25 protein-coding genes are annotated in these 23,950 nt (G+C 63.7%); 17 read left to right on the top strand and 8 right to left on the bottom strand.

Annotated features, from left to right (window positions below):
- Positions 1–3: 3 nt before the first annotated feature.
- Genes G3I74_RS00650 through G3I74_RS00640 form a run of 3 tightly spaced genes read left to right on the top strand, consistent with a single transcriptional unit; the run spans position 4 to position 2,929 of the window.
- The gene (locus G3I74_RS00650) at positions 4–909 is read left to right on the top strand and encodes an ABC transporter permease subunit (RefSeq protein ID WP_164208984.1); all 906 of its coding nucleotides are present in this window, start codon (positions 4–6) and stop codon (positions 907–909) included.
- A 2-nt stretch (positions 910–911) separates the two neighbouring features.
- On the top strand, positions 912–1,892 hold the full coding sequence (locus tag G3I74_RS00645; RefSeq protein ID WP_164208981.1) for an ABC transporter ATP-binding protein: 981 nt from the start codon (positions 912–914) through the stop codon (positions 1,890–1,892).
- Positions 1,889–2,929: an ABC transporter ATP-binding protein gene (locus tag G3I74_RS00640; protein WP_164208978.1), complete on the top strand. Its 1,041-nt coding sequence runs from the start codon at positions 1,889–1,891 to the stop codon at positions 2,927–2,929. Before G3I74_RS00645 ends, G3I74_RS00640 begins: the two co-directional genes overlap by 4 nt.
- On the opposite strand, the gene G3I74_RS00635 is transcribed toward G3I74_RS00640, so the two are convergent.
- Positions 2,877–3,893, bottom strand: a complete 1,017-nt coding sequence (locus tag G3I74_RS00635; protein ID WP_164208975.1) for a hypothetical protein — start codon at positions 3,891–3,893, stop codon at positions 2,877–2,879. The genes G3I74_RS00640 and G3I74_RS00635 overlap by 53 nt on opposite strands.
- 23 nt (positions 3,894–3,916) lie before the next feature.
- On the opposite strand from G3I74_RS00635, the gene rsmG reads away from it, so the two are divergent.
- The 13 genes from rsmG (at position 3,917) to G3I74_RS00570 (ending at position 13,940) form a co-directional block, all read left to right on the top strand.
- On the top strand, positions 3,917–4,570 hold the full coding sequence (rsmG, locus tag G3I74_RS00630) for a 16S rRNA (guanine(527)-N(7))-methyltransferase RsmG (RefSeq protein WP_164208972.1): 654 nt from the start codon (positions 3,917–3,919) through the stop codon (positions 4,568–4,570).
- Positions 4,567–5,355 carry a ParA family protein gene (locus G3I74_RS00625; protein ID WP_164208969.1) on the top strand — a complete coding sequence of 263 codons (789 nt, stop codon included), beginning with the start codon at positions 4,567–4,569 and terminating at the stop codon, positions 5,353–5,355. The genes rsmG and G3I74_RS00625 overlap by 4 nt, the downstream gene beginning before the upstream one ends.
- Positions 5,352–6,239, top strand: coding sequence for a ParB/RepB/Spo0J family partition protein (locus G3I74_RS00620; protein WP_164208966.1), 888 nt, complete (start codon positions 5,352–5,354; stop codon positions 6,237–6,239). Before G3I74_RS00625 ends, G3I74_RS00620 begins: the two co-directional genes overlap by 4 nt.
- A 179-nt stretch (positions 6,240–6,418) precedes the next feature.
- Positions 6,419–6,826, top strand: a complete 408-nt coding sequence (locus G3I74_RS00615; RefSeq protein WP_164208963.1) for an ATP synthase subunit I — start codon at positions 6,419–6,421, stop codon at positions 6,824–6,826.
- Positions 6,827–6,879: 53 nt separating this feature from the next.
- The gene (gene atpB / locus G3I74_RS00610; protein ID WP_420823058.1) at positions 6,880–7,698 is read left to right on the top strand and encodes a F0F1 ATP synthase subunit A; all 819 of its coding nucleotides are present in this window, start codon (positions 6,880–6,882) and stop codon (positions 7,696–7,698) included.
- Positions 7,699–7,743: 45 nt separating this feature from the next.
- Positions 7,744–8,031, top strand: coding sequence for a F0F1 ATP synthase subunit C (gene atpE / locus G3I74_RS00605; RefSeq protein ID WP_164209345.1), 288 nt, complete (start codon positions 7,744–7,746; stop codon positions 8,029–8,031).
- A 47-nt stretch (positions 8,032–8,078) separates the two neighbouring features.
- Positions 8,079–8,552 carry a F0F1 ATP synthase subunit B gene (locus G3I74_RS00600; RefSeq protein WP_164208960.1) on the top strand — a complete coding sequence of 158 codons (474 nt, stop codon included), beginning with the start codon at positions 8,079–8,081 and terminating at the stop codon, positions 8,550–8,552.
- Between the two features lie 12 nt (positions 8,553–8,564).
- The gene (locus tag G3I74_RS00595; RefSeq protein ID WP_164208957.1) at positions 8,565–9,101 is read left to right on the top strand and encodes a F0F1 ATP synthase subunit delta; all 537 of its coding nucleotides are present in this window, start codon (positions 8,565–8,567) and stop codon (positions 9,099–9,101) included.
- A 27-nt stretch (positions 9,102–9,128) separates the two neighbouring features.
- Entirely contained in the window at positions 9,129–10,676 is a 1,548-nt protein-coding gene (gene atpA, locus G3I74_RS00590; RefSeq protein WP_164208955.1) for a F0F1 ATP synthase subunit alpha, read from the top strand.
- 7 nt (positions 10,677–10,683) lie between these two features.
- Positions 10,684–11,550, top strand: a complete 867-nt coding sequence (gene atpG, locus G3I74_RS00585; RefSeq protein WP_164208953.1) for a F0F1 ATP synthase subunit gamma — start codon at positions 10,684–10,686, stop codon at positions 11,548–11,550.
- A gap of 45 nt (positions 11,551–11,595) precedes the next feature.
- A complete protein-coding gene (gene atpD, locus G3I74_RS00580) occupies positions 11,596–12,987 on the top strand; it encodes a F0F1 ATP synthase subunit beta (protein WP_164208951.1) in 1,392 nt (463 codons plus the stop codon).
- Positions 12,988–13,017: 30 nt separating this feature from the next.
- Entirely contained in the window at positions 13,018–13,443 is a 426-nt protein-coding gene (locus G3I74_RS00575; protein ID WP_164208949.1) for a F0F1 ATP synthase subunit epsilon, read from the top strand.
- Positions 13,444–13,541: 98 nt separating this feature from the next.
- On the top strand, positions 13,542–13,940 hold the full coding sequence (locus G3I74_RS00570) for a DUF3465 domain-containing protein (protein WP_164208948.1): 399 nt from the start codon (positions 13,542–13,544) through the stop codon (positions 13,938–13,940).
- Between the two features lie 15 nt (positions 13,941–13,955).
- On the opposite strand, the gene G3I74_RS00565 is transcribed toward G3I74_RS00570, so the two are convergent.
- Positions 13,956–14,690, bottom strand: a complete 735-nt coding sequence (locus G3I74_RS00565; protein ID WP_164208945.1) for a DUF4097 family beta strand repeat-containing protein — start codon at positions 14,688–14,690, stop codon at positions 13,956–13,958.
- A gap of 120 nt (positions 14,691–14,810) precedes the next feature.
- On the opposite strand from G3I74_RS00565, the gene G3I74_RS00560 reads away from it, so the two are divergent.
- Positions 14,811–15,014: a YdcH family protein gene (locus tag G3I74_RS00560; protein WP_239056489.1), complete on the top strand. Its 204-nt coding sequence runs from the start codon at positions 14,811–14,813 to the stop codon at positions 15,012–15,014.
- 27 nt (positions 15,015–15,041) lie between these two features.
- Here G3I74_RS00560 and plsB read toward each other — a convergent pair whose 3' ends face one another.
- The 6 genes from plsB to G3I74_RS16160 form a co-directional block, all read right to left on the bottom strand.
- Positions 15,042–17,549, bottom strand: a complete 2,508-nt coding sequence (gene plsB / locus G3I74_RS00555) for a glycerol-3-phosphate 1-O-acyltransferase PlsB (RefSeq protein WP_164208941.1) — start codon at positions 17,547–17,549, stop codon at positions 15,042–15,044.
- 245 nt (positions 17,550–17,794) lie between these two features.
- Positions 17,795–18,520: an orotidine-5'-phosphate decarboxylase gene (gene pyrF / locus G3I74_RS00550; RefSeq protein WP_164208938.1), complete on the bottom strand. Its 726-nt coding sequence runs from the start codon at positions 18,518–18,520 to the stop codon at positions 17,795–17,797.
- 32 nt (positions 18,521–18,552) lie between these two features.
- On the bottom strand, positions 18,553–20,712 hold the full coding sequence (gene uvrD, locus G3I74_RS00545; protein ID WP_164208935.1) for a DNA helicase II: 2,160 nt from the start codon (positions 20,710–20,712) through the stop codon (positions 18,553–18,555).
- A gap of 2 nt (positions 20,713–20,714) precedes the next feature.
- The gene (purD, locus tag G3I74_RS00540; protein WP_164208932.1) at positions 20,715–22,001 is read right to left on the bottom strand and encodes a phosphoribosylamine--glycine ligase; all 1,287 of its coding nucleotides are present in this window, start codon (positions 21,999–22,001) and stop codon (positions 20,715–20,717) included.
- Between the two features lie 62 nt (positions 22,002–22,063).
- Positions 22,064–23,605, bottom strand: a complete 1,542-nt coding sequence (gene purH, locus G3I74_RS00535) for a bifunctional phosphoribosylaminoimidazolecarboxamide formyltransferase/IMP cyclohydrolase (protein WP_164208928.1) — start codon at positions 23,603–23,605, stop codon at positions 22,064–22,066.
- Positions 23,602–23,925 carry a helix-turn-helix domain-containing protein gene (locus G3I74_RS16160; RefSeq protein ID WP_164208925.1) on the bottom strand — a complete coding sequence of 108 codons (324 nt, stop codon included), beginning with the start codon at positions 23,923–23,925 and terminating at the stop codon, positions 23,602–23,604. The genes purH and G3I74_RS16160 overlap by 4 nt, the downstream gene beginning before the upstream one ends.
- Positions 23,926–23,950: the final 25 nt, after the last annotated feature.

The following is a 23,950-nucleotide window of genomic DNA, read 5'->3' as shown; positions in this document are numbered from 1 at the left end:
GCCATGAGCGAAGTGACCCGAGACGCTTTCGACAGGGCCCTGGATACCCGCAATGTCCGTGGCCGATCGCTCTATATCGATGCCTGGCATCGCCTGTTGAAAAACAAGGCGGCCGTGACCGCCCTGATCGTGCTCAGCCTGATGGTGGTGCTGGTCATCATCGGGCCGATGCTCAGCAACTGGGACCACGAGATCCCGGACTGGGAGCATTACTCCACTCCGCCCTCGCTGGAAACCGGGCACCTGTTCGGTACCGATGCGCTGGGACGGGACCTGTTCGTGCGCACCCTGATCGGTGGCCGGATCTCGCTGCTGGTGGGCCTGGTTGCCACCCTGGTTTCGCTGATCATCGGCATTTCCTACGGCGCGGTTGCCGGGTTTCTCGGCGGGCGCGTCGATAACCTGATGATGCGTTTCGTGGACGGCATCTACGCCATGCCGTTCATGTTTTTCGTTATCGTTCTGATGGTGGTCTTCGGGCGCAACATCTTTCTGATCTTCGTCGCGATCGGTGCGATCAACTGGCTGGACATGGCGCGGATCGTCCGCGGCCAGACCCTGAGCCTGAAAAACAAGGATTTCGTCGAGGCCGCGCGTGCCAGCGGGGCCACAGAGTTCCACATTATCCGCCGCCACATCATTCCCAACCTGCTGGGCGTGGTCATCGTCTACGTCACGCTGACCATTCCGCAGGTCATCCTGGTCGAAAGCTTCCTGAGCTTTCTGGGCCTGGGCGTGCAGGAACCGCTGACCTCCTGGGGTGCGTTGGTCAACGAGGGCGCGCAGGAACTGGAAACCGCGCCCTGGTCGCTGCTGTTTCCGGCCTGTTTTCTGGCCGCGACCCTGTTTGCCTTCAACTTCCTGGGCGACGGCCTGCGCGACGCGCTCGATCCCAAGGACCGCTTCTAGTCATGGCCTTGCTGGAGGTCAGAGACCTGAGCGTGAGCTTCGAGACGCCGGACGGGGTGGTGCATGCGGTCAACGGAATCAGCTTCGACCTGGAGCCCGGACAAACGCTGGGCCTGGTGGGCGAGTCGGGCTCGGGCAAGACCCAGACCGCCCTGGCCGTCATGGGACTGCTGGCCGAGAACGGGCGCGCCAGCGGCTCGGTGAAGTTTCGAGGCCAGGAATTGCTGGGCATGTCGCCTGGCGAACTCAGCCGGCTCCGCGGGTCGAAGATTTCGATGATTTTCCAGGACCCGGTTGGCTCGCTCAATCCCTACATGACCATCGGTGATCAGTTGATCGAAGTGCTGACCCACCATCGCAACCTGCGTCGGCGCGAAGCCCGCAGCCGAGCGATGGAAATGCTTCGACTGGTGCGGCTGAGTGACGCCGAGCAGCGTATGCGCCAGTTCCCCCACGAGCTGTCCGGCGGCATGTGCCAGCGCATCATGATCGCCATGGGGCTGCTTTGTCAGCCCGATCTGCTGATCGCCGATGAGCCGACCACGGCCCTGGACGTGACCGTGCAGTCGCAGATCAACAGCCTGATGGGCGAGTTGTCCGAGAAATCCTCGACCGCCATCCTGCTGATCACCCACGATCTGGGCGTGGTTGCCGGGCTGGCCGATCGGGTGCTGGTGCTGTATGCCGGGCAGGAAATGGAGGTTGCGCCGGTTAACGAGTTGTTTGCCGACCCGCATCACCCCTACACCGAAGGTCTGCTCAATTCCGTGCCACGGCTGGATCAGCCGCGCTCGGGCATTCTCAACGCCATTCCGGGCAACCCGCCGACCTTGCTCGACCAGCCATCGGGCTGTCCGTTTTCCGATCGCTGCCTGTATGCGTGGGAAAAGTGCCGGGAGCGGCCCGCTCTGGAGCCGGTTGCCGAAGGGCACGCGAAACGCTGCCACCTCGAGCGCCTGCCGTCGCGCGAGGACAGTGCATGAGTTCCCGTGCGCCCGTGCTCAAGGTACGCGACCTGGCGGTCCATTTTCGGGTCGATCGCGGCCGTTTTTTTCGCCACGACTACCAGACGCTGCGGGCAGTCGATAACGTCAGTTTCGATCTTTACCCGGCCGAAACGCTGGGGATCGTCGGCGAGTCGGGCTGCGGCAAGTCAACCCTGGCCCGGGCCATCCTGGGTCTGGTGCGGCCCCAGGCCGGCTCTGTCGTATGGCTGGGCGAGGATCTCGCCGGTCTGAGTGACGAGGCGATGCGGCTGAAGCGGCGGGAGATCCAGCTGATTTTCCAGGACCCGTTGGGTTCACTGGACCCGCGCATGACCGTCGGTGAAATCGTCGCCGAACCCTTAAGGGTGTTCTATCCGTCCATGAGTCGATTGCAGGTGCGTGAACGCGTGGCCGGCATGATGAAGCTTGTCGGCCTGTCGCCGGCCCAGATCAATCGCTACCCGCACGAGTTTTCGGGCGGCCAGTGTCAGCGCATCGGCATCGCGCGCGCCCTGGTGGTCAATCCGCGCCTGGTCGTGTGCGACGAGCCGGTCAGTGCGCTGGACGTTTCGATCCAGGCCCAGATCGTCAATCTGCTCAAGGATCTGCAAAAGAAGCTGCAGCTGTCGCTGATCTTCATCGCCCACGATCTGTCGGTGGTCCGCCACGTCTCAGACCGGGTGCTGGTGATGTACCTGGGCCGCATCATGGAAGTGGCCGACCGCGACAGTATCTACCTGGACCCGCGCCATCCCTATACCCGGGCGCTGATCGAATCGGTACCGATTCCCGATCCGGTGGCCGAGCGCGCCCGGGTCCGGCGGGCGCTGGAAGGCGACATGCCCTCGCCGCTGGATCCGCCGACCGGCTGCGTGTTCCGGACCCGCTGCCCGTTCGCCGCGCCGGTCTGTGCCGACCGCGTGCCGGTCCTGGAGGCGCTGGAGGATGGCCGTCAGGTCGCCTGCCTGCGGCACGAAGAAATCAGGGGTTTTGCCGAGGAGACGAATTCGGTCCCACCGGCGCCCGAGAGCTGAAGCGGAAGCGCCCTTGTTCGATATCCAGCTCGCCCAGTCCGGATAGCATTTCGACCAGTTCGTCGGGGGAGGCGCCGTCAAGGGTCTGCGGGGCCAGCCGGCTCAGCCAGCGTTCCAGCTGGTCGAGATCGCCGGAGCCTGTGACTGCCGGTGCCGGCTGGTCGGCGTCCCAGACGCCCTCGAATCGGGTCTGTTCGCCCAAGTGCAGACGTTCCAGTTCGATCACCAGCCCATCTGCGGCCATCTCCTGCCAGGCACCGACCACGGTCACCAGAGCCATGCCTTCGGCCACCGAGCCGGGCGCGCTTTCGGCCAGCTGCCCCAGGCCCTGGATCAGCAGCTCGAGCTGGGTCGGGTTGATGGGCCCGGCCTGCAGCCTCAGGTTCGCCTGGCCCAGGTCGCGGTCGCGGACGTTCAGGTCCAGGCCCAGGCGGATCAGGTCGTCGCCGGCCGCCCGCTGGAGCCCGCGCAGACGCAGATCGAGCAGTGGTGACGACGGGTCGGGCAGATCGACCCGTTCGGCATTCAGCACCAGGCTCAGCGGTTGATCCGCGGCCTGGGACAGGTTGAGCGATAGCTGATGGACGGTCAGCTCACCTTGCATCAGGGGCCGGAAGCGCTCGGTCGTTGCGCTGATGTGCCAACTGCCGGTCAGGCCAAGGTGACCGCGAACGTTGGTGCCCCGGGGCGTCAGCGGCGAGTCGAGATCGCCTTCGAGCGCCAGCCAGCCCGGTCTGAGCGGTGGAAAATGGCGCGCCTTGAGGTTCAGCATGAGGTCGCTTTCGGGCTGCCACTGCAGCCGCGAACTAAACCAGCCGGGCTGGTACCCGGCCTCTTCCGGCTCGGACCACTCGGCCAGCCAGGCCGGAACGGCGTCGCGCAGGTAAAGACCGGTGGCTGCCGGCATCAGCAGCAGCCACGCGGCAAGCATGAGCAGCAGCCCTATAATGATCAGCTTTCGCATCGGCCGGATGCCTGTAATCGATGATGGATGAAAGCCTTTCCCTGCCCCGGTCGCTCGAAAACTGCCGTGGCCAGCTCGGCGAGGGTCTGGATCGGCTGGGGCTCGCAGGCCCGGCGCGACAGGAAGATCTGCAGCTGCGATTCCTGGCGCTGATGCAGCGCTGGAACCGAAGCTTCAACCTCACGGCGCTGTCCGAACCGGGCGAAATGGTAGCACGCCACCTGCTCGACAGCCTCGCGCTGCTGCCTTACCTGCGGGGTTCCCGCTTTGTCGACGCCGGCACCGGGCCGGGGTTGCCGGGGGTGCCGCTGGCGATTGCCTGCCCCGATTGTCATTTCGTCCTGCTTGACAGCAACGGCAAGAAAATCCGCTTTCTCAACCAGGTTCGGCGCGATCTTGGGCTGGGCAATATCGAGCCGGTGCAGGCCAGGCTGGAGGACTATCGCTCGGAATCGGTACCCGATGCGATCCTCGCCCGGGCTCTGGCGCCGTTGGAGCGCCTGGTGGGCTGGACCGGCTACTGGCTGGACCGGGGCGTACCGTTGCTGGCCATGAAGGGTGATCTTTCGGAAAGCGAACGGCGGGCCGTGCCGGCGCCGTACAATGTGTCGCTGGTCGAACTGGAAATTCCGGGGCTGCGCGCGCGGCGGTGCCTGGCAACGGTCGAAAAACAATGACAGAACGAAAATGCCGGATCGTGGCGGTGGCGAACCAGAAAGGCGGGGTGGGCAAGACCACCACGGCGCTTAATCTGGCCGCCGGTCTGGCCGAGCTGGACCGGCGTGTGCTGCTGATCGACATGGATCCGCAGGGCAACAGCACCACCGGCTGCGGCGTGGAGCTCGAGCAGCACGAGGCGACCGTTTGCGAAGTGCTTATGGGCGAGCAGGATGCCGAGAGTCTGGTTCGCCGCATCGAGGCGATGAAGATCGATCTGATCCCGGCCAACGGCGACCTGACCGCCGCCGAGGTCGCGCTGCTGGAGCTCGACGACCGGGCCGGCGTGCTCAAGCAGGAACTACGACCGCTGCGCGAGCGCTATCACCACATCATCATCGACTGCCCGCCGGCGCTCAACGTGCTCACCCTGAACGCGCTGACGGCCGCCGACGGCGTGTTGATTCCGATGCAGTGCGAGTACTACGCCCTGGAGGGGCTGACGGCGCTGATCAACACGATCGAGCAGGTGCAGGACTCGGTCAACCCGGCGCTGGAAATCGAGGGGCTGGTGCGGACCATGTTCGATGTTCGCAACAATCTTTCGGGCGCCGTCTCGCGCCAGCTCCAGGAGCATTTCGGCGACAAGCTGTTCACGACGGTGGTTCCGCGCAACGTGCGCGTCGCCGAGGCGCCCAGCTATGGGCAGTCGGTGATCCAGTACGACCGCGAGTCGCGCGGCGCGATCGCCTACCTGGGGCTGGCCGGTGAGTACCTGCGGCGCTGTGCGGGAGGCCGGTTATGACCGCCCCGCGCAAGAAAAAACCGCTGGGCCGCAACCTCGGCGCCCTGCTCGGCAAGTCGCGCGGCGAGGCCGGGCCGACGGCCAGCACGGACGATCGCTCTACCCTGCAGGACCTGCCCCTGGATGCGATCCAGCCGGGCCGCTATCAGCCGCGTTCGGCCATGGATCCGGACCGTCTCGAGGAGTTGGCCGAATCGATCCGCGCTCAGGGCCTGGTGCAGCCGGTGGTGGTGCGCCCGCTGGCGCGGCCCGGTTCGTACGAGCTGATTGCCGGCGAGCGGCGCTGGCGCGCCTGCCGCATGGCCGGCAAGGAGCGCATCCCCGCGATCATCCGCGAGGTGCCCGACGAGGCCACGCTGGCCCTGGCCCTGATCGAGAATATCCAGCGCGAGAATCTCAATCCGTTGGAAGAAGCAACCGCGCTCAAGCGCCTGATCGATGAATTCGAGCTGACCCACGGGCAGGCGGCGGAAAACGTCGGCCGCTCGCGGACCGCGGTGACCAACCTGCTGCGCCTGCTTGAGCTGGCGCCGGAAGTGCGCGAGCTGGTTGACCAGCGCCGGCTCGACATGGGCCACGCCCGGGCCCTGCTGACGCTGACGCGAGCCGACCAGGTGCGCGCCGCGCAGCAGGTCGTCAACCTGGAGCTGTCGGTGCGTCAGACCGAGGCCCTGGTCCGGCGCCTGCGCGAAGGCAAGCCGCCGTCGTCGCGGTCGAGTCCGGTGGCCCGCAGTCCGGATATCGAGCGTCTGGAGCAGGAGTTGAGCGAAACATTGTGCGCGCCGGTGAACCTGAAACACCAGGCCAGCGGCAAGGGCCTGGTGTCGATTCGCTATACCAGCCTGGACGAACTCGACGGGCTTCTCGAGCGGTTGCGGCGATGATCGGCCGGGACGGTTCGGAAATCGCCCCGATTCCTTGCCGCTGCTGGGAGCGGACTGCTATACTTCAGCGGCCGCGCGGAACGGGGTTCGCAGGGATTGGTTTGCTGAGTCTCCGCGACCAGGCTGGGACGTTCCCCGAGATGAAGACCGGCCGGGTGATGGCCGAAGCGGCCGACTGAATGGTCGAGCCGGACGCGCAAAATGCGGAGGCGGCCCTGGCCCGAGTGATCGCGTGGCTGTTGCGGAGTCAGGCCATGCTCACGGTAGCAACCGCGGTCGCCTTCGGGCTGCTGGGTGATCTGGCGATGGCCCTGGCGGCGATGGCGGGCGGATCGATCGGTCTGTTGCTGACGGCGATTACGGGGCTCAGGCTGGCGCTCGCTCCGGGCGGTGAAGCAAAAACCATGGTGCGGACGTTCTATCGGGCCATGGCGTTGAAATTCGTGCTGGCGGTGATCCTGTTCATCATCGTGGCAAAATGGTTTGCCGGCTATTTCCTGCCGGTGGTGACGGGATATTTCGTTACCTTGATGGCCAACTGGCTGGCAATGCGAAGACTGGTTGCATTGGGCGGTCGTGAACACTAGGAACTGACAAAGCGGACGCTGTTTCTTTTCTTATGGCAATAGAACCCGTACCCATGCCAGGCGCCGAGGAGGCCGCGGCCTACTCCTGCCAGATGCCCAGCGCGGACGCCTACGTCGTCCACCACATCACCAACCTGCGTCTGCCCAAGGGCTCGGACCAGATGGATCCGTGGGTGATCCACCTCGACACCATGATCGTGTCCTGGGTGCTGGGGATTTTCCTTCTGACCTTCCTGATCATGGTGGCCCGACGGGTGACGGCAGGCATACCCGGTGGTCTTCAGAACTTTGTCGAACTGCTGGTCGACTTCGTCGACAACTCGGTCAAGGAAACTTTCCACGGTCCGCGCAATTTCGTCGGACCACTGGCGCTGACGATTTTCTGCGTCGTTTTATTGTGGAACCTGATGGACCTGGTGCCGGTGGACTGGGTCCCCTATGCTGTGTGTCAATCCGGCCTGGCCGGATATTTCCGCATCGTGCCGTCGGCCGACATCAACGCGACTTTCGGTCTGTCGATCACGGTACTGGGCCTGATCATGCTCTACGGGGTCAAGGGCAAGGGCCTGGTCGGTTACGGCAAGGAATTGTTGACCCATCCTTTCGGTGCCAATCCGCTGTTGTGGATTCCGAACCTGGTGCTCAACGTGGTCGAGCTGGTCTCCAAGACCGTGTCGCTGGCCATGCGGCTGTTCGGAAACCTGTACGCCGCCGAGCTGATCTTTATTCTGATCGCCCTGTTGCCGTGGTGGATCCAGTTCATCCCGGGCGGCGCCTGGGCGATCTTCCATATTCTCGTCGTGCCGCTGCAGGCATTTCTGTTCATGACGCTGACGATCGTATACCTGTCGTTGGCCTATGAAAAACACTAAACCCTTCGCCCTACAACCAAGCTATTTCAGGAGAAAACAATGGAAATGGAACTGGCCGGCCTGATCGCGCAGATTCAGGCCAACACCGTGATCGTCATCGGCATGATCTTCGTTGCCACCTCGTTGGGCACCGCTTTCGGTTTCGCCCTGCTTGGCGGCAAGTTTCTCGAGGGTGCGGCGCGTCAGCCGGAACTGGCCGGCATGCTGCAGGTGCGCATGTTCATCATCGCCGGTCTGCTTGACGCCCTGTCGATCATTGGCGTGGCTTTCGCCGCCCTGCTGATGTTCGCCAACCCGCTGTTGACCCCGGTTCAGCAGGCTGTCGGCGGCTGATCCGGCCGCTGCGGTTCTTCTAATCTCAACGACGCAAGGCGCTTCTTATGCTACCGAGTATCTGGACACTCATCGGGCAGGCCGGAACGTTCCTGGTTTTCATCTGGGCCGTAATGACGTTTGTCTGGCCGCCGCTGACCCAGGCGATGGAGGAACGTCGGCAGAAGATTGCCGAGGGCCTGGCCAACTCCGAAGAGGCCGAGCAGGCCCTGGATCGGGCTCAGGCCGAAGCCGATGACATCCTGCGCGAAGCGCGCCGCAAGGCCGGTGACATCATCGAGCAGGCCAGCCAGCGCGGCAACCAGATTGTCGAAGAGGCGCGCCAGTCGGCAGTCTCGGAGCGCGATCGACAGGTGGCTGCGGCCGAGGCCGAAATCAGGCTGGCGACCAACCAGGCCCGCGAGGCCCTGCGGGACCGCCTGGCGGAACTGGCGGTGGCCGGCGCTGGCCGCGTCATCGAGAAGGAAATCGACGCCGATGCGCACCGTGAACTGCTCGATAAACTGGCCGCGCAGCTTTAAACGGAGCGTGTCATGCTGAATCGAACCACCCTGGCTCGACCGTATGCCCGTGCCGCTTTCCAGTCTGCCCGGGCGCACGATTCAGTGCAGACCTGGGGCCACAACCTGGCCGTTGCGGCTCAGGTGGCATCCGAGGAACCAATGCCGGCGCTGCTGGAGAATCCGCGCCTGACGAAGGCCCAGATTCTGGATGTCTTTCGCGAAGCCGGCGGCGAAGCCTTGGATGACCGCTTCCTGAACTTTCTCAAAACCCTGAGTCAGTATCGCCGTCTGGCTCTTTTGCCCGATGTGTATGTGCAGTTTGAGGCCCTGCGTCGCGAAGCCGAAGAGCGCGTGCATGTGCTGGTGACATCGGCGCACGCCATGAGCGAAGAACAGGCCCGGCGTCTGAGCGAGCGATTGCGTCAGCGTTTCGAGCGCGAGATAGATCTGGAAGTAGAGGTCGATGCCTCGCTGATCGGTGGAGCAGTGATCCGCGCCCGGGATCAGGTCATCGACGGCAGCGTACGCGGACAACTCAAGCGGCTGGCGCGGCAAGTCGCAGCCTGAAAAAGACGACACTCAAGGATTGCAAGCATGCAACAGACCCTTAACCCCACTGAAATTTCCGACCTGATCCGCAAGCGCGTCGAGCAGTTCGAAGTGTCCTCCGAGGCCCGTACCGAGGGCATGGTGGTCAGCGTTTCCGACGGCATCTGTCGATTGCACGGATTGGCCGACGTCATGCAGGGGGAAATGATCGAATTCCCCGGCGAGACCTACGGCCTGGCCCTGAACCTCGAGCGCGACTCGGTCGGCTCCGTGGTCATGGGTGAGTACAAGCACATCAAGGAAGGCGATACGGTGCGCTGCACTGGTCGCATCCTCCAGGTTCCGGTGGGCGAGGCCTTGCTGGGTCGGGTGGTCGACGCCCTCGGCAACCCCATCGATGGCAACGGCCCGATCGAAACCGAGCATTTCGAGCCGATCGAAAAGATCGCGCCCGGGGTGATTACGCGCGAGAGTGTCAGCCAGCCGGTCCAGACCGGGCTGAAGGCCATCGACGCCATGGTGCCGATCGGACGCGGCCAGCGCGAGTTGATCATCGGCGACCGCCAGACCGGCAAGACCGCGGTTGCCATCGACGCGATCATCAACCAGAAAGGCACCGGCATCAAGTGCATTTACGTCGCCGTGGGTCAGAAAACCTCCTCGGTGGCCAACCTGGTGCGCAAGCTCGAAGAGCACGGTGCCATGGAACACACCATTGTCGTCGCCGCCAACGCTGCCGAGTCGGCGGCGCTGCAATACATCGCGCCCTATTCCGGCTGTGCCATGGGCGAATACTTCCGTGATCGCGGCGAGGACGCGCTGATCGTCTACGACGATCTGTCCAAGCAGGCCGTTGCCTACCGCCAGGTCTCGCTGTTGTTGCGGCGCCCGCCGGGCCGCGAGGCTTTTCCGGGCGACGTGTTCTATCTCCACTCGCGCCTGCTCGAGCGGGCCGCGCGCGTCAACGCCGAATATGTCGAACAGAAGACCAACGGCGAGGTCAAGGGCAAGACCGGATCACTGACCGCGCTGCCGATCATCGAAACCCAGGCCGGCGACGTTTCGGCCTTCGTGCCGACCAACGTGATCTCGATTACCGACGGCCAGATCTTCCTCGAGACGGACCTGTTCAACTCGGGTATCCGGCCGGCCATCAACGCCGGGCTGTCGGTGTCTCGCGTCGGTGGCGCGGCTCAGACCAAGGTCATCAAGAAGCTCGGCGGCGGGGTTCGACTTGCGTTGGCCCAGTATCGCGAACTGGCGGCCTTTTCGCAGTTTGCCTCCGACCTCGACGAGGCCACCCGAAAGCAGCTCGAGCGCGGTCAGCGCGTCACCGAACTGATGAAGCAGGCGCAATACTCGCCGATGTCGGTCGCGGCCATGGCCGTGAGCCTGTTTGCCGGCAACGAAGGATATCTGGATGATCTGCCGCTGAACAAAGTCGTCGATTTCGAGCAGGCTTTGATGAGTTTCATGGAAAACAGCTACAAGCCGCTGCTCGACAAGATCAACGAGACCGGCGACTGGAACGACGAGTTGGCGGCGGACATGAAGACCGCCCTGGACGACTTCAAGAACACCGGCAGCTGGTAGGCGCGCTATGAGTGGCGACAAGGAAATCGTTGGCAAGATCAAGAGCGTCCAGAACACGCGCAAGGTGACGCGCGCGCTGGAAATGGTCTCCGCCAGCAAGATCCGCAAGGCCCAGGAGATGATGCAGGCCTCGCGCCCCTACGCCCGCATGATGCGCCAGGTCATCGGCCACCTGGCCCATGCCAACCTCGAGGACCCGCACCCGTTCATGGAAGCGCGTGAAGAGGTCCGGCGGGTCGGCTACATCGTGATCGCCACCGATCGCGGCCTGTGCGGCGGCTTGAACAACAACATGTTCCGGCGGCTGCTCGGTGAGTTCCGCGCCTGGCAGGACCAGGGCGTGGAGGTGACCACGGTCATTATCGGCCGCAAGGCCGCGCAGTTCTTCCGGCGTCTGAAGGTCGATATTTCGGCCAGCACCCAGGACCTGGGCGAAAAGCCGCGGCTGGAAGAGTTGATCGGCGTGATCAAGGTCATGCTCGACGACTTCCGCGGAGAGCGTCTCGATCGCATCAACCTCTGCTACAACCGCTTCATCAATACCATGAGCCAGCAGGTGACGCTGGAGCAGTTGCTGCCGCTGCCGCCTTCTGAAGAGGAAGAGCTCAAGAAATACTGGGACTACCTTTACGAGCCCGATGTCGAGTCTCTTCTTGACGATTTCCTGACCCGCTACATCGAGTCGGTGGTCTACCAGGCCACGCTGGAGAATCTTGCCAGTGAACACGCCGCCCGGATGGTCGCGATGAAGAGCGCTTCGGACAATGCCACCAACCTGATCGATGATCTGCGGCTGGTGTACAACAAGGCCCGTCAAGCCGCTATCACCCAGGAAATCTCGGAAATCGTGGGCGGCGCTTCGGCGGTGTCTTAAGCGAATGCAACTATTTCAAGAAACCCCATACAAGGGATAAGCACAATGAGTTCCGGAAAGATTGTTCAGATTATCGGTGCCGTGGTTGACGTGGAGTTCCCGCGTGACGAAGTGCCCAATATCTATGACGCGCTGACCATTGACGAAGACGGCACGATGCTGGAAGTCCAGCAGCAGCTTGGCGACGGGGTCGTCCGAACCATTGCGCTCGGTACCACGGATGGCCTGAAGCGCTACGGCAGCGTGACCAATACCGGCAACGCCATTACGGTGCCGGTGGGCAAAAAAACGCTGGGTCGCATCATGGACGTGATGGGCAACCCGATCGACGAGATGGGTGACATCGGCGCCGATGCGCATGCGCCCATTCACCGCGAGCCACCCAGCTTCGAGGATCAGGCCGCGAGCAACGAGTTGCTCGAAACCGGGATCAAGGTCATCGACCTGATCTGTCCATTCGCCAAGGGCGGCAAGGTGGGCCTGTTCGGGGGCGCCGGCGTGGGCAAGACCGTCAACATGATGGAGCTGATCCGCAACATTGCCATCGAGCACTCCGGCTACTCGGTCTTCGCCGGCGTCGGTGAGCGCACCCGCGAGGGCAACGACTTCTATCACGAGATGAAGGACTCCGACGTACTCGACAAGGTCGCTCTGGTGTATGGCCAGATGAACGAGCCGCCGGGTAACCGTCTGCGCGTGGCCCTGACCGGCCTGACCATCGCCGAGTATTTCCGCGACGAAGGCCGCGACGTGCTGATGTTCATCGACAACATCTACCGTTACACCCTGGCCGGGGTTGAGGTTTCCGCGCTGCTGGGCCGCATGCCTTCGGCAGTGGGCTACCAGCCGACACTGGCTGAGGAAATGGGCGCCCTGCAGGAGCGCATTACCTCGACCAAGACCGGTTCCATCACCTCCATCCAGGCCGTCTACGTGCCCGCCGACGACCTGACCGATCCCTCGCCGGCGACCACCTTCGCGCACCTTGATGCGACCGTGGTGCTGTCGCGCCAGATCGCCGAACTCGGCATTTACCCGGCTGTGGACCCGCTGGACTCCACCTCGCGCCAGCTCGACCCCCTGGTTGTCGGCCAGGAACACTATGACGTCGCGCGCAAGGTTCAGGGAACGCTCCAGCGCTACAAGGAACTCAAGGACATCATCGCGATCCTGGGCATGGACGAGCTCAGTGAAGAAGACAAGCAGAGCGTCGCGCGCGCCCGCAAGATCGAACGCTTCTTCTCGCAGCCGTTTTTCGTGGCCGAGGTCTTCACCGGTTCACCGGGGGTGTACGTGTCGCTGAAAGAGACCATTCGCGGCTTCAAGGGCATCGTTGATGGTGAGTACGATCATCTGCCCGAGCAGGCCTTCTACATGGTCGGAACCATCGACGAGGCGGTCGAGAAGGGCGACAAGATGCTTGAAAAGGCCGCCTGAGCCGACTGACCCACCCATCGGGAACAAGACATGGCATCAACCATCCACTGCGATATCGTCAGCGCCGAGGCCGAAATCTTCTCCGGGAGCGCGGCCATGGTGGTCGTACCCGGCGAGGAGGGTGATTTGGGTATCACGCCCCGGCATGCCCCCCTGCTGACGCGCCTGCGGCCCGGCCAGGTCCGGGTGCAGCTGCCGGAAGGCGGTGAAGAGTTCTATTTCATCTCCGGCGGTTTGCTCGAAATTCAGCCGCACGTGGTTACGGTGCTGTCAGATACCGCCCAGCGCGCCGGTGATCTCGATGAAGCCGCCGCGCTCAAGGCCAAGGAAGAAGCCGAAAGGGCGATCGCCGACCGCTCTGCGGGGATGGAGGTTGCCCAGGCCCAGGCCCAGCTCGCCCAGGCGATGGCCCAGCTGGCCGCGCTCGAACGCTTCCGTAAACAGGTCAAGCGCTAGCGGTCCCTGCTGCTTCGCTAGCCGAGGTTGCGAAGCTGACTCGGGCGCCTGGTCGTCACGGCTGACCTGGAGGTCGCCGATCTGATGCAGGCTCTACGATGAAATCAGTATTTTTCTGGCTGCTGATCACGGCAGTGGTCGTCGCTGGCGTCAGCTGCGGTGGTGAGTCTGAGACCTCCAACGATCGTCTTGAGCGCGCGTTTGCCGAAGGACGCAGCGGGATCTGGTTGAGCGGTCACGGCATTGTCGTCCGGGAGCTGGGGACAACGGGCGCAGAGCAGCGCGTTCAGGTCCGCGTGAGCGATGATCTCAGCGTCATCGTGCGAAGGGATACCGAGGCAGCTTCCGGAATCAGCGTGGCGGCGGGAGACCGCCTGGATTTTCACGGGCTTTATAACTTTCACGGCGGCGGTGGCACGGTATCGCGGACGCATCCGGATCCGTCTCAGTCCGGAGGCGGCGGCTGGATCAAGGTCAACGGAGTCCGCCAGGACTGACGCTTCGCGGGGATTTCAGAGGTCGGTGATCTCGCAGCTGAAACATTCGGGCTCGGCGCCAATGATCTCACCGACGTCGGCGTCATCGTGGATCAGCAGTTTCACCTCGCGGTCGAACTGCAGCGGCCCGCCGACCTTGACCTGCGGTCCGATCACGATTTGCGGTACGTCGGTATCGCTGTTTTCCGGGGCCTTGACCCGAAGCTTTCCTTCCACCACCGTGGCGCCGGTCAGATCGATGGAGCCGGCGGTGGTTTCGACCTGCTCGACGAAAGCACCGTCCAGTGCGATCTTGCCGCGCACGTTGGCCACTTTTCCGGCCACCCGCGCGTTCGGTCCCAGACTCACGCGCCCGTTCACGGTCACTACGTCGCCGTCGACCTGACCGGATTCGCCGACCTCGATACTGCCGTTGACGGCGCTGAGGTTGCCCGTGATGCTCGCCTGCTCACCGAGCGTGACGGCTCCGTTGACCGATTCGGTCGGCCCGGTTTCAGCCCCGGCGTGAATTTCGATCCGCCCGTTAACGTTCGTGATCGCGCCCACGCGGGCCCGTTCGCCGACCTCGACCGGTCCGTTGACGCTGGACAGGCTACCCGAAACCTGCGCCTCTTCACCGATTCGTACCGCTCCATTGACGGATCGCAGATCGCCCTCTACCCGCTCACCCTGTGCAACCTCGATCGACTGGTTGACCGTGCCGCAGGCAGCCAGGGCCAGCAGCAGTACAAAAACGACAAATCTGGACATGTCGATACCCTAAAAAGCGTGTGCAACGCTGAGAGAATACACCACCGCGCCAATGGCGTTGAAGGGGTCAGTTCCAGTACACTGTTGACCTGCAATGCTCGCCCGAAGCGGGGAAGCGCCTTGTCTGCTCAGGAACCATCGATCCAGTCCCGTCTCATGCTGCTGCGCCAGGAGCATCGCGATCTCGACGATGCCATTGGACAGCTGTCCAGTACCCCGTCGACCGATCAATTGCGGCTGCGCAGAATGAAGAAACGCAAGCTAAGGCTGCGCGACCAGATCGACTACTGGGAAAGCAAGTTGATTCCGGACCTTGACGCCTGACGCCGGGCCCCGGCCGAAAACTCCGGCTCAGCCCTTCGGCGGTTCGACTTCCAGTGCGTCCGGCGTGACCTGAATGATTGCGTGCCGGACTTCCTTGTCCAGGATCAGGCGCGCGTCCTTTGCAAAACCTTCCAGGCGCTGATCGAAGACCAGGCAGCCGTCATCGTTTCGACCAAGAATGCCGGACTCGGTCAGCGACTGGATGAACTGTTTGAACAGGGTTCGATCGTAGAATTCCGGCGCTTCGAACTGGTGCAGCAGAGAAATGCGCTGCGCTGAAAGAATGCACAGCTGTTCGAGCTGCTGCCGGGTCAGGCAGCCCGAACCGTTCTTGGCCAGCACGGTCACGGTAATGAAGTAGCGCTCGAAGGTCTGAACCATGGTGTTGGCGAGCAACCGCAGGTAGTACGTTTCGTTGCTGCCGCCGGGCGCCCGCTGAAGGCGGTCCTGCGACTGCCGCAGCAGCCCGAGCTCCACCATCAAATCGGCGGTGCGGTCGACAACCTCGTCGATATCGTCGTTATCCCAGGGCAGGAAGAGTTCCCGCCGAAGAAATGGATAGACCGTGGCGGTCAATTGCTTGAGCCGGCTACGTCGGATTCGCTGCATGTTGAGAAAACAGCAGGCAATCCAGGCGCTCATGGCCAGCAGGTGGGCCGCGTTGTTGCGGAAATAGGTCAGCAGCACCGCAGTCGTGGCGTCGGTTCGGATGATGCTGCCCAGGCGATGCACGTGGCGTTCGACCAGCCCCATCTCCAGGCCGTATTCGATGATCTGCTCGGCGGGCATGTCCGTGACCGTCACCCGGTCGGAATATGCCAGGCCCCCGACCAGCGATTTCAATAGTTCGAGCAGGCGCTGGAGATCGCTTTCGTCAAGCGCATGCTTGCGGCCTGCGAGCAAGGCGATGGCCAGCAGGTTGACCGGGTTGACGTGCGAGCTGCGGTTGATGTTGACCATGATGCGATTGGCCAGGTCGTCGATCATTCCCGGCAGCCAGGGCGGTTTGCTGTCGAGGCCGAAACTCTCCTGCTTCCAGTCCGGGCGATGGGCATCCAGCAGCGCGTTGAGCATGATGGGTTCGCCGAAGCTGACCGTCACCTCGCCGTAGTTCTTGCGCAGGATATTGATCAGGTTACGAAAATCCGAGAGGGATTCGGGCTTTTTCTGCCGGCCGGACAACTCCGAGATATAGGAGTTGCCCTCGGCCAGCTGCTCGTAGCCGATGTAGACCGGCTGGAACATGACCGGCCGGTTCTGGGCCCGCAGAAAGGCCCGGACGGTGATCGAAAGCATCCCGGCCCGTGGCGGTAGAAGACGCCCGGTTCGCGACCGAGTACCCTCGATGAAATACTCCAGCGAAACGCCCCGGCTGAGGATCAGCGACACGTACTGGTTGAACACGGCCGCGTACAGTGGCTGCGAGCGGAACGACCGGCGCAGGAAGAATGCCCCCCCGCGGCGCAGCAGCGGCCCGATCACGGGCATGTTGAGATTGACGCCGGCGGCAATGTGCGGGGGTACGAAGCCGCGATAGTAGAGCAGGTAGCTCAGCAGCAGGTAGTCGATATGGCTGCGATGGCAGGGAACGTAGACCACCTCGTGCCCCGCCGAGTTTTCGCGGAAGGCGCGAAAATGCTTGACCTCCACGCCGCGATAGATCCGGTTCCAGAACCAGGTCAGCAGCATGTCGGCGATTCGGATCAGGGTGTAGGAATAGTCGGCGGCGATTTCGCGCGCGTAGCCGCGCGCGATGTCTTCGGCGCGGGCATGGGGAATGTCGTCCCGTCGTGCCCGGGCGGCAACCGCCGCCTGGACGACCTCGCTCTTGATCACGGTTTCGACGAGCGTTCGCCGGTGTGATCGATCGGGGCCGATGGCCGCGGTGCGTACGCTCTTGAAGTGCACTCGGAGCATCCGGCTCAGCTTGGCCAGGGCCTGGCTTTCGTCTTCGCTCTGGTCTCGAATGTCGTCGAGCATTAGCGGCTGCCCGAATTGCACCATCGTTGCGCGGCCGTTGAACACGGTCGTGAAGAGGCGCCGCAAACGCCCCCCGAGGTCCCAGTTTTCCGAAAACAGCACCTTGAAGAAGCCGGCCTCGTTTTCCGGCGCCCGGCCGATCAGCACCGTGATGGGAACCACCTGGATGCCGGACGGTTTGCCGGGCTCGGTCCGCTCCAGCAGTTGCCGCAGCATGGCCGAATGGCGTCGCCGCTGCAGCGTTCGAATGAACAGCCCACGATAGCGTCGATGGGCGGCATAGCTGCGCGTCATGCGGACCTCGCCGGCCCGGAATTCACGGCTGGGCTGATGCCAGCCCTGCTGCCGGCAGATCTGATCGGCGATCAGCAGCGAGGTCAGCGCAGAGGTGTCAAGCACGTAGAAGGTGGGTTGATCAGGATCCAGGCCCAGCTCGGACAGGTCCTCGGGAACAATCGTGCTTCGAACCCACAGGTGCAGCAGCCAGCGCAAGAAACCCAGCCATGCCGCGTGGACGGTCATCCCGAGACGGCGAACGCGGCTGTACTGGGCCATGGCAAAGGTTTGCTTGAAAAAGACTCCGGATTCTATCATCGGCCGTTTGGCCAGCCCGCCTTGTCGCGGACAAAAAAAGGGCGCTTCGAAAACGAGGCGCCCGGATCCGGCCTGTACCGGTAGTGGGGCGAATGCCGAAACTTTCGACCCCTTGTTGATTGTTGAGCGAGAGTTACAGTGCGAAGTAATCCTCAGGTCAAATAGTACGTTAAAACTTTCTTCTTATCAAGCGCCTGATAAAAAAATCATAAAGCACTGAAAAATCGCTTAATCTGCGCCTGAATCTTTTCGGCTGCCGCCCGGGGGTCGCCGGCATCGCGGATGGGTCGGCCCACCACGATGTAGTCGGCCCCGGCCGCAAAGGCCTGCCGGACCGACAACGTCCGTTTCTGGTCGCCACCGTCGTTGTCAACCGGTCGGATGCCGGGGCAGACCACGACCAGCGCGGGATCGACCTGTTGCCGCAGCGCGGCCGCCTCCAGACCCGAAGAAATGACACCGGCGCAGCCGATCGCCAGCGCCCGCCGGGCGCGCGAGAGCACCAGTGCCTCGATATCGCAGTCGAAGCCCAGGTCGTCAAGATCCCCGCGATCCAGGCTGGTCAGCGCCGTGACGGCGAGGATGGCGGTCTTCCCGCGCTGGTCGACCGCGGCCTGCAGCATCGCATCGTTGCCGTGCACGGTCAGGAAATCCACCTCGTGTCGGGCCAGCTGGGCAACCGCGCGACCAACCGTGGCGGGGATGTCGAATAGTTTGAGGTCGGCAAAAATCCTTTTCCCGCGCCGCTTCAACTCCGAGGCCAGCTCGAAGTAAGCGCCGCTCAGAAACAACTCCAGGCCGAGCTTGTAGAACACGACCGAATCACCCAGGTCGTCCACCAGCTCCATCGCCTGATCAGGCTCGGGGACGTCCAGGGCAAAAATCAGGCGTTCACGTTCGGGAATATCCTTTCGCCAGTTGTTCTGTTTCATCGCTGCGTGTCCGTTTGGTCGCCGGCCGGGGATCAGCCGATCCGCTCGAGGTTGGCGTAGGCGAGCACCAGCCACTTGCTGCCGGCGTCTTCGAAATTGACCTGGATTCGTGCGTTCGGCCCCTGGCCTTCCAGGCTGACCACTGTGCCGGACCCGAAGCGGCTGTGGCGCACTGAGGCACCCAGCGCAAGTCCGCCGGTATCCGGGGGCGCCTCGCGGCCGCTAGCGGCCGGGGTGACCCGGAAGCCGGAGCGAATGGACTCGATCAGCGGTTCGGGGATTTCGGCGACGAACCGCGAGGGACGCGAAAAGCTGGTCTGACCGTAGGTCTGGCGCGATTCGGCGTGGGTAATGTACAGACGCTGCATCGCCCGGGTCATGCCCACGTAGCAAAGCCGTCGTTCTTCGGCCAGTCGTCCGGGTTCTTCGATCGATTTCTGGTGGGGGAACAGACCCTCTTCCATGCCGGCCATGAACACCAGCGGAAACTCCAGACCCTTGGCGGAGTGGAGGGTCATGAGCTGAACGCAGTCTTCCCAGCGTTCGGCCTGGTGTTCGCCAGCCTCCAGCGCGGCCTGCGACAGGAACGAAGCCATGGGGCTTAAGCCGGCCTGCTCGTCCTCGAACGGCTGCTGGAAACTGTCGGCCGCGCGCACCAGTTCGGAGAGGTTTTCCTCGCGGGCCTCGGCTCGATCAGCCGGCTCGCGGGTCTGGTACCAGGCAACGAGTTCGGTCCGTTCAACCACGGCGCGGGCGGCCCCGGCCAGACTGGCCGAGCCACACGCCTCGGTCAGATCAGCGACCAGCGCCAGGAAACTGCGCACGGCGTGACCGGCGCGCGCGCTGAGTCCGCCCTGGGCTACCTGCTCGGTGGCCGCCTGGGCCAGCGACTGGCCATTGGTCCGCGCGTGGTCCCGGATTCGAGCAACCGTGCGCTCGCCGATGCCGCGAGCCGGAACGTTGATCACTCGCTCGAAAGCAGTATCGTCGTGCGGGTTGTGCAGCAGTCGCAGGTAGGCCATCGCGTCCTTGATCTCGGCGCGCTCGAAAAAGCGCAAGCCGCCGTAGACGCGGTAGGGGATGTCCTCGCGCAGCAGCGTTTGCTCAAACAGGCGCGACTGGGCGTTGGAGCGATACAGCACCGCGCAGTCCGAGGGTCGGCCGCCCTGGGCGATCCAGTCCTGGATGCGGGCGATAACGAACTCGGCTTCCTCTTCGGCATTGAAGGCGGCGAAGCGCCGGATCGGTTCGCCCTGCTCGCCTTCGGTCCACAGGTTCTTTCCCATGCGGTCATCGTTGTGGTCGATCACCCGATTGGCCGCTTCGAGAATGGTGCGGGTGGAGCGATAGTTCTGCTCCAGGCGGATCAGTTCGGGTTGAAAATCGCGGTTGTAGTGGGCCACGTTTTCCACCCGGGCACCGCGCCAGCCGTAAATCGACTGGTCGTCGTCGCCGACCACGAACAGGTGATTACGCTCGCCGGCCAGCAGCCGTACCAGCGCATACTGCAGGGTATTGGTATCCTGGAATTCGTCGATCAGGATGTTGCCGAAGCGGGCCTGGTAATGGGCTCTGCGTTCCGGGTTGTCGCGCAACAGTTCGACGCTGCGCAGCAGCAATTCGGCAAAATCGACCAGCCCGGAGCGCTCGCAGTAGTCCTGGTAGCGCTGGTAGATCTCGACCTGCCGGGCCTGGAACCCCTGATCAAAGTGCTCGATCTGTCCGGGCCGCCGGCCTTCGTCCTTGTGGTGGTTGATGAAGCCCTGCACCTGTCGCGGCGGATGCTCGCCTTCGTCGATCTGCTGATCGCGGATGACCCGCCGCACCAGCCGATACTGGTCTTCGGAATCCAGAATCTGGAAAGTATCCGGTAGATTCACCTCGGCGGCATGCATTCTCAGCAAGCGATGGCAGATGCCGTGGAAGGTACCGATCCACAGTCCTTCGGGGCGGAGGTCGAGCAGCCGTCCGACGCGACCGCGCATCTCGCCGGCCGCCTTGTTGGTGAACGTGACGGCCATCAGGCTCATTGGTGAGACGTGGTGAACCTGGATCAGCCAGGCGATCCGGTGCACCAGCACCCGGGTCTTGCCCGACCCGGCGCCGGCCAGCACGAGCAGATGACCATCCTCCGCGGTAACCGCCTGCCGCTGGGCGTCGTTGAGTTCGTCGAGCAGATGGGAGACGTCCATGCCTACCCGGTGCGTTCCCGGTTGATGGCGCGATACCCGATGTCGCCGCGATAAAAGGCTTCCTCGAAGCCGATGCGGGCGGTCCATTCCAGGGCCCGGGCCTGGGCCTGGGCGACCGATTCCCCCAGCGCGGTCACGCACAGCACCCGGCCGCCGCTGGTCAGCACCGTTTCGCCGTTCAGGCGGGTGCCGGCGTGGAACACTTTGGTGCCCTCCGGCGCCGGCAGCTCAAGACCGGTAATGGGCTTGCCGCTGGCATAGCTGCCAGGGTATCCGCCGGCGGCCATGACGATGCCCACGGCCGGACGTGGGTCCCACTCGAGGTCCAGATCAACGATGCGGCCATCGAGTACAGCCAGGAGGGTTTCAACAAGGTCGGACTTCAGCCGCAGCAGGATGGGCTGGGTCTCCGGGTCGCCGAAACGGACATTGAACTCGAGCACCTTTGGCCCGGCCGGCGTGAGCATGACACCGGCGTAGAGAAAACCGGTGAAGCGACAGCCATCGCTTTCCATCCCCGCCAGAGCCGGTGCAATGATGTTTTCCATGATTTGTTCGTGGACGGTCGAATCAACCGCCGGTGCCGGTGAATAGGCACCCATGCCGCCGGTATTGGGCCCCCGATCGCCTTCGTCACGACGCTTGTGGTCCTGGCTGGAGGCCAGCGGCAGGGCGGAAACGCCGTCGGCAATCACGATGAAGCTGGCTTCCTCTCCGACCAGGAATTCCTCAATGACCACGCGTCGGCCGGCTGAGCCGAACGCGTTGCCGGAGAGCATATCCTCCAGGGTCGAGCGAGCCATGTCTTCCGTTTCTGCGATGACCACACCCTTCCCCGCGGCCAGGCCGTCGGCCTTGAGCACCACCGGGAATCCGATGTTGATTGCCTGGCGCAGACCTTCATCGACTGAATCAACGACCCGATGGGCGGCCGTCGGGATGCCGTGGCGGATCATGAAGTCCTTGGCGAAGGCCTTGGAGGACTCGAGTTGCGCGGCTTTTGAGGTGGGCCCGAAGCACTTCAGCCCCTGGGATTGGAAACGATCGACCACCCCGGCGGCCAGCGGGACTTCCGGGCCGACGACGGTCAGGGCCACGTTCTCCTGCCGTGCCAGCGCGGTCAGTCCGTCGAGGTCGTTGGCCGAAATGGGCACGTTGCGCAGCCCCGGCTCGAGGGCCGTGCCGGCGTTGCCGGGGGCGACAAGCACTTCGGTAACCCTCGGCGATTGCGAGGCTTTCCAAGCCAGGGCGTGTTCACGGCCGCCGCCGCCGATGATCAGCACTTTCACGGGAAGGTACTGCCGTTGAGATGGACCAGGTCCGATTGTACCGCCCGGAAAACCCGGCGACCTCAGTGTTTGAAATGACGTCGCCCGGTCAGAATCATGGCGATGTCGTGATGATCGCAGGCGGCGATCACCTCGGCGTCGCGCATGGAACCGCCGGGTTGAATCACCGTGCGTATGCCATGCTCTGCAGCGGTTTCAATGCTGTCGGCAAATGGGAAAAAGGCATCCGAAGCCATCGCCCCGCCGCGCAGCTCCAGCCCGGCATCGGCCGCCTTCCAGGCGCCAATGCGGGCCGAGTCGACCCGGCTCATCTGCCCGGCACCGATGCCGATGGTCGCCTGATCACGCGCGTAGACGATGGCGTTGGAGCGGACAGTACGTGCCACCGACCAGGCAAAGCGCAGGTCGGCCATTTCCTCGGCGGTCGGCTGGCGGCGCGTGGCGACTCGCCAGGCCGATTCGTCGGCCTCGTCGTGGTCTGTCTCCTGCACCAGCCAGCCGCCGTCGATGCCGCGGATTTCCAGGCTGGCGGGTGTGGCCGGCTGCGGCGCCAGAAGGCGTAGGTTGGGTTTGCTCTGGAATACTGCTTTGGCTGCCGAACTTGCTGCCGGTGCCAGCACGACTTCGACGAAGCGCTCGATCACACGCCGCGCCACCGTCTCGTCCAGTTCGCGGTTGAAGGCAATGATGCCGCCGAAGGCCGAGGTCGGATCGCAGGCCAGCGCCCGGTCGTAGGCGATCTCAAGGTCGTCGCCGAGGGCTGCGCCGCAGGGGTTGCCGTGCTTGACGATGACGCAGGCCGGCTGTTCGACCCCCAGCGTCGAAATTGCCCGCCAGGCCGCGTCGGCGTCGAGAAGATTGTTGTAGGACATCGCCTTGCCCTGCAGCGGCTGGGCGCCGGCCAGACCGGCGGCGGCAGCGCCGCGCTCGCGAAACAGGCTGGCTGCCTGGTGCGGGTTCTCGCCATAGCGCAGCGTTTGATCCTGTTCCAGGTGCAGATTCAGCAGCGGCGGCAGCCCGCCGGTTTGTGCCTGCGCGGCCAGCCACTGGCTGATCTGGGAGTCGTAGGCGGCGGTGTGTGCAAAAGCCTTGACCGCGAGCGCCCGACGCCGCCCGGCGTCGGGTAGATCGGGCAGATCGCCGATGGTAGTTGCATAGTCGGCCGGATCGCACAGCACGCAGACGCTGGCGTGATTCTTGGCTGCGGCTCGCAACATCGCCGGGCCGCCGACATCGATCTGCTCGATGGCTTCGTCCACCGTACAGTCGGGTCGCGCCGCGGTCTGGGCGAACGGGTAGAGATTGACGACCAGCAAATCGATCGCGTCGATGCCGTGTTCGGCCATGATCGCATCATCGGTGCCGCGTCGACCCAGCAGGCCCCCGTGAATCATCGGATGCAGGGTCTTGACCCGCCCGTCCATGATCTCCGGGAAGCCGGTCTGGCTCGAGACTTCAATGACCGGGATCCCGGCTAAGCTGAGTGTTCGGGCTGTGCCGCCGGTCGACAGGAGACGCCAGCCGTTTTCAGCCAGGGCGCAGGCCAGTTCCGCGATGCCGGTCTTGTCCGACACGCTCAGCAGCGCGGTGCGCTTGGCGGTCATCGGGACTGCGGGTCGATCTGGTAGCGCTGAATGCGGTTGCGCAAGGTGGCGCGCGTAATGCCCAGGATCTCCGCGCTGCGTGACTGATTGCCCCCCGTGCGGCTCAGGACCGCCTCGATCAGCGGGCGCTCAACCTCGGTGATCAGCACTTCGTAGAGATTGTCGGGGGGCGTTTCGCCCATGTCGTTGAGATACTGCTCGACCGTCTGGCGCACGAATTCGTGCAGACAGGTCCCGGAGCCGTTGAGTTTTCCCATGTCGCCCTCGAAACTTGCTTCCTGCGCTTCGCCGGCGCAGTCAAAGACCAATAACGATAGCACATCGGCAAGCCGGGTCTGGCACCCG

This window comes from Wenzhouxiangella limi (assembly GCF_010499265.1).
GTDB lineage: Bacteria > Pseudomonadota > Gammaproteobacteria > Xanthomonadales > Wenzhouxiangellaceae > Wenzhouxiangella > Wenzhouxiangella limi.
Note: the sequence above shows the minus strand (reverse complement) of the source record. Positions and strands in the feature narration are given on the sequence as shown.

Coding starts and splice junctions, on each gene's coding strand:
- G3I74_RS00645 (WP_164208981.1), top strand. CDS start 912: ATGGCCTTGCTGGAGGTCAGAGACCTGAGCGTGAGCTTCGAGACGCCG.
- atpB (WP_420823058.1), top strand. CDS start 6,880: ATGCCAGGCGCCGAGGAGGCCGCGGCCTACTCCTGCCAGATGCCCAGC.
- atpA (WP_164208955.1), top strand. CDS start 9,129: ATGCAACAGACCCTTAACCCCACTGAAATTTCCGACCTGATCCGCAAG.
- G3I74_RS00640 (WP_164208978.1), top strand. CDS start 1,889: ATGAGTTCCCGTGCGCCCGTGCTCAAGGTACGCGACCTGGCGGTCCAT.
- atpD (WP_164208951.1), top strand. CDS start 11,596: ATGAGTTCCGGAAAGATTGTTCAGATTATCGGTGCCGTGGTTGACGTG.
- pyrF (WP_164208938.1), bottom strand. CDS start 18,520: ATGAAACAGAACAACTGGCGAAAGGATATTCCCGAACGTGAACGCCTG.
- rsmG (WP_164208972.1), top strand. CDS start 3,917: ATGGATGAAAGCCTTTCCCTGCCCCGGTCGCTCGAAAACTGCCGTGGC.
- G3I74_RS00635 (WP_164208975.1), bottom strand. CDS start 3,893: ATGCGAAAGCTGATCATTATAGGGCTGCTGCTCATGCTTGCCGCGTGG.
- G3I74_RS00625 (WP_164208969.1), top strand. CDS start 4,567: ATGACAGAACGAAAATGCCGGATCGTGGCGGTGGCGAACCAGAAAGGC.
- G3I74_RS00595 (WP_164208957.1), top strand. CDS start 8,565: ATGCTGAATCGAACCACCCTGGCTCGACCGTATGCCCGTGCCGCTTTC.
- G3I74_RS00575 (WP_164208949.1), top strand. CDS start 13,018: ATGGCATCAACCATCCACTGCGATATCGTCAGCGCCGAGGCCGAAATC.
- plsB (WP_164208941.1), bottom strand. CDS start 17,549: ATGGCCCAGTACAGCCGCGTTCGCCGTCTCGGGATGACCGTCCACGCG.
- G3I74_RS00570 (WP_164208948.1), top strand. CDS start 13,542: ATGAAATCAGTATTTTTCTGGCTGCTGATCACGGCAGTGGTCGTCGCT.
- G3I74_RS00600 (WP_164208960.1), top strand. CDS start 8,079: ATGCTACCGAGTATCTGGACACTCATCGGGCAGGCCGGAACGTTCCTG.
- G3I74_RS00620 (WP_164208966.1), top strand. CDS start 5,352: ATGACCGCCCCGCGCAAGAAAAAACCGCTGGGCCGCAACCTCGGCGCC.
- G3I74_RS00650 (WP_164208984.1), top strand. CDS start 4: ATGAGCGAAGTGACCCGAGACGCTTTCGACAGGGCCCTGGATACCCGC.
- purH (WP_164208928.1), bottom strand. CDS start 23,605: ATGACCGCCAAGCGCACCGCGCTGCTGAGCGTGTCGGACAAGACCGGC.
- G3I74_RS00615 (WP_164208963.1), top strand. CDS start 6,419: ATGGTCGAGCCGGACGCGCAAAATGCGGAGGCGGCCCTGGCCCGAGTG.
- G3I74_RS00565 (WP_164208945.1), bottom strand. CDS start 14,690: ATGTCCAGATTTGTCGTTTTTGTACTGCTGCTGGCCCTGGCTGCCTGC.
- atpE (WP_164209345.1), top strand. CDS start 7,744: ATGGAACTGGCCGGCCTGATCGCGCAGATTCAGGCCAACACCGTGATC.
- atpG (WP_164208953.1), top strand. CDS start 10,684: ATGAGTGGCGACAAGGAAATCGTTGGCAAGATCAAGAGCGTCCAGAAC.
- uvrD (WP_164208935.1), bottom strand. CDS start 20,712: ATGGACGTCTCCCATCTGCTCGACGAACTCAACGACGCCCAGCGGCAG.